The following is a 450-nucleotide window of genomic DNA, read 5'->3' as shown; positions in this document are numbered from 1 at the left end:
CATCGAGCCCCTGCAGCCAACCACGATAGACGGCAGCATCAACGCCTGCATGAAAATGCGGCGCGGTCGGGTAACTGGTATAGCGGGGGACATTCTCGCCAAGTCTGGCAGCCAATTCCGGTCGCATGTCGCCTTCCATCATCCTTGCAAGGTTGAATTCTGGCCGCAGGTCCCCATCGCCGCCTTGATTTCGGTCAAGGCCCTCCGCGGACAAACTGCCGCAAGGGATTTGCAGCCGCCGGTGCTATCTTGCCGGCACCTTGGATCCGTCGGGACGATCATAATGACAGTGCGGGAGGACGTTCACAGTGCCGGCATTCCAGTACTTTGCCAGTCTTGCGAGGCACGGCATCGCGGCGTCTGCGGTGCGCTCGATCCCGACCAATTGGTCGCACTTGCCAAGACCTCGTCAAAACACAGGGTTGAGCCCGGGATCGAACTGATCGTCGA

At 60.0% G+C, this 450-nt stretch carries 1 pseudogene; it reads left to right on the top strand.

Going from position 1 to position 450, the window contains the following annotated elements:
• Nucleotides 1-283 precede the first annotated feature (283 nt).
• A pseudogene (locus EOA86_RS41080) lies at nt 284-450 on the top strand (Crp/Fnr family transcriptional regulator); the annotation flags it as partial.

Source organism: Mesorhizobium sp. M5C.F.Ca.IN.020.32.2.1 (assembly GCF_004023105.1).
GTDB classification, from domain to species: Bacteria; Pseudomonadota; Alphaproteobacteria; order Rhizobiales; family Rhizobiaceae; genus Mesorhizobium; species Mesorhizobium wenxiniae.
This window is presented reverse-complemented; position numbering and strand designations above follow the sequence as displayed.